Source organism: Bacteroides sp. (assembly GCA_036351255.1).
GTDB lineage: Bacteria > Bacteroidota > Bacteroidia > Bacteroidales > UBA7960 > UBA7960.
In genome coordinates this window covers 1-2,046 of record JAZBOS010000148.1, presented here as the reverse complement: position 1 = coordinate 2,046, position 2,046 = coordinate 1, and the positions used below count along the sequence as shown (strand labels likewise).

General features: G+C 44.1%; 3 protein-coding genes. All 3 read left to right on the top strand.

Annotated features, from left to right (window positions below):
• Positions 1-271: LemA family protein (locus V2I46_14115; GenBank protein ID MEE4178636.1), on the top strand; the 271-nt coding region annotated here is incomplete at its 5' end.
• Complete coding sequence (locus V2I46_14110) at positions 268-1,215, top strand: DUF3137 domain-containing protein (protein MEE4178635.1); 948 nt, start codon at positions 268-270, stop codon at positions 1,213-1,215. The genes V2I46_14115 and V2I46_14110, both read left to right, overlap by 4 nt.
• Before the next feature lie 41 nt (positions 1,216-1,256).
• The gene (locus tag V2I46_14105; GenBank protein ID MEE4178634.1) at positions 1,257-1,763 is read left to right on the top strand and encodes a DUF3592 domain-containing protein; all 507 of its coding nucleotides are present in this window, start codon (positions 1,257-1,259) and stop codon (positions 1,761-1,763) included.
• Positions 1,764-2,046: the final 283 nt, after the last annotated feature.

Here is a 2,046-nt window from a genome sequence, read left to right as displayed (position 1 = left end):
TTCAGGGATAATGGTCGCCGTTGAAAATTATCCTGACCTGAAAGCCAGTCAGAATTTCCTGCAATTGCAGGCCGCATGGAACGAGGCGGAAGAACAGATTTCCGCTTCTCGAAGGGCTTTTAATGCCGCCGTTACCACGTTTAATAACAAAGTGGAAACTTTCCCATCCAATATAATGGCCGGTATGATGGGCTATAAGCGACGGACACTTTTCGAAATCCCCGAGGTGGAGAGACAAAATGTACATGCCAGAAGTCTGTTTGAATCATGAGCGCCTACGCCAGTTTTAAAGAATTTTATGACGCAAAACTGCTTCCTGACCTAAAAATTCTTGACAACGAAAGGAAGCAGGTTGACCGTCGTGTGCTGCTCATTGGGCTGATTGCAGTCATCCTGATAGTAATCGTAGGGCGATTCAGGGGAAGTGCAACATCCTATTTTCAGATATTGATTGGTGTGTTAGCCTTAATTGTCATCAGTGTAGCAAGCAAGAAATACAGGCTGAACTTCAAAAACAAAATTGTTTTGAAAATTGCAGCCTTCGTGGATGAAAACCTGGTTTATTCGCCCGAAGCTTATGTTTCCCGTGAAGAGTTTACAAAGAGCGGTATTTTTCAGAAGTACTGCAACAGTTTCACCGGTGAGGATCATTTTAAAGGAAAAATCGGGAAGACAGCCATCGAATTTTCGGAAGTGGTGGGCAGGCACAAAACCACAAGCGGAACCGGCTCGAAACGGAAGGAGCAGTACACTACCATTTTCAAAGGGGTGTTTTTTATAGCTGACTTCAATAAGAATTTTAATGGATACACCCTTGTTTTGCCCGACACTGCGGAAAAGATGCTGGGTAAACTCGGGCAAAACCTGCAAGCCTTTTCATCGAGGGGTGAGCTCATAAAACTTGAAGACCCTGAATTTGAAAAGGAGTTTTGCGTGTATGCCAGTGACCAGGTGGAAGCACGTTACATCCTCTCTCCTTCGCTAATGCAGCGCATTGTGGAATTCAAGAGAAAATGGAATACAAACGTGTATCTCTCGTTTCGCGACTCAAAGGTCTACATCGCCATTAAAATGGATAAGAACCTCTTCGAAACCAGGCTTTTTAAATCCATTGTAGATTACAATTTTATTGAAGCGAATATCCGCTTTCTGATACTGCTTACCGGTATCGTTGAGGACCTTAATTTAAATACACGGATATGGACCAAGGAATAACACAGCCAGAAAAGAGAGCTCGTAAATCAAATTCAACTTCATTGGGAATTATTTTTACCCTGGCGGGTGTGCTCATGTTTTATTTCTTTGGCTTGCCGCCCTTAAAATATGCTTTCGAGTCGAAAAGCTGGCCATCCACTGAAGGTACCATCACAAAATCGGAAGTTGAAACCTGGATGAAAGACGGTAAGACACAATATGGGGCATTAATAGCGTACACTTATCAGGTTGAGGGGAAAGCGCACATCTCTCATCAGGTAGGCGTTAACAGCACAAGCTCGAATAGCAATATGTCTGCAGTAAAAAGCCTCGTTCAGGAGTACCCTGTGGGAACAATGGTGGATGTATATTATGATCCCGAGGTTCCCGATTCAGCGGCCCTGATACCCGGAGTAAGGGCAGGTGATGTTGCTTTGGCCGGAGGTATGCTGCTATTTGCTATTATCGGCTTGCTTGTTCTTTTCAGAATTATTAAACCAACAAGAAGCTATAGCAACACGACAAGCAGGGGTGGAAGAATTGACGTTCGCGAGCTCCTGAAAAGATAAGGTGCACTGCGTAACGGGTGTGATACGCAATTCCCTCAGTGGGGAAACATAGTTGTGCTGCATATCACACAAACATGGGATACCGCTGCCTTTCAGGATCATCTAACTTGATGGAAATTTCAAAACGGATCTATCATGAAAACACCACTATTTGCATTGGGGATTGCTATGGTTTTTCTCCTGATATTTCAGCCCCTTGGGGCCCAGGAGAATCCCGTTCAGAAAATCAGGAAAGAGAGCCACAAGGTGATCAACCGGAACATTGACAAGCTGTTCAATAAGG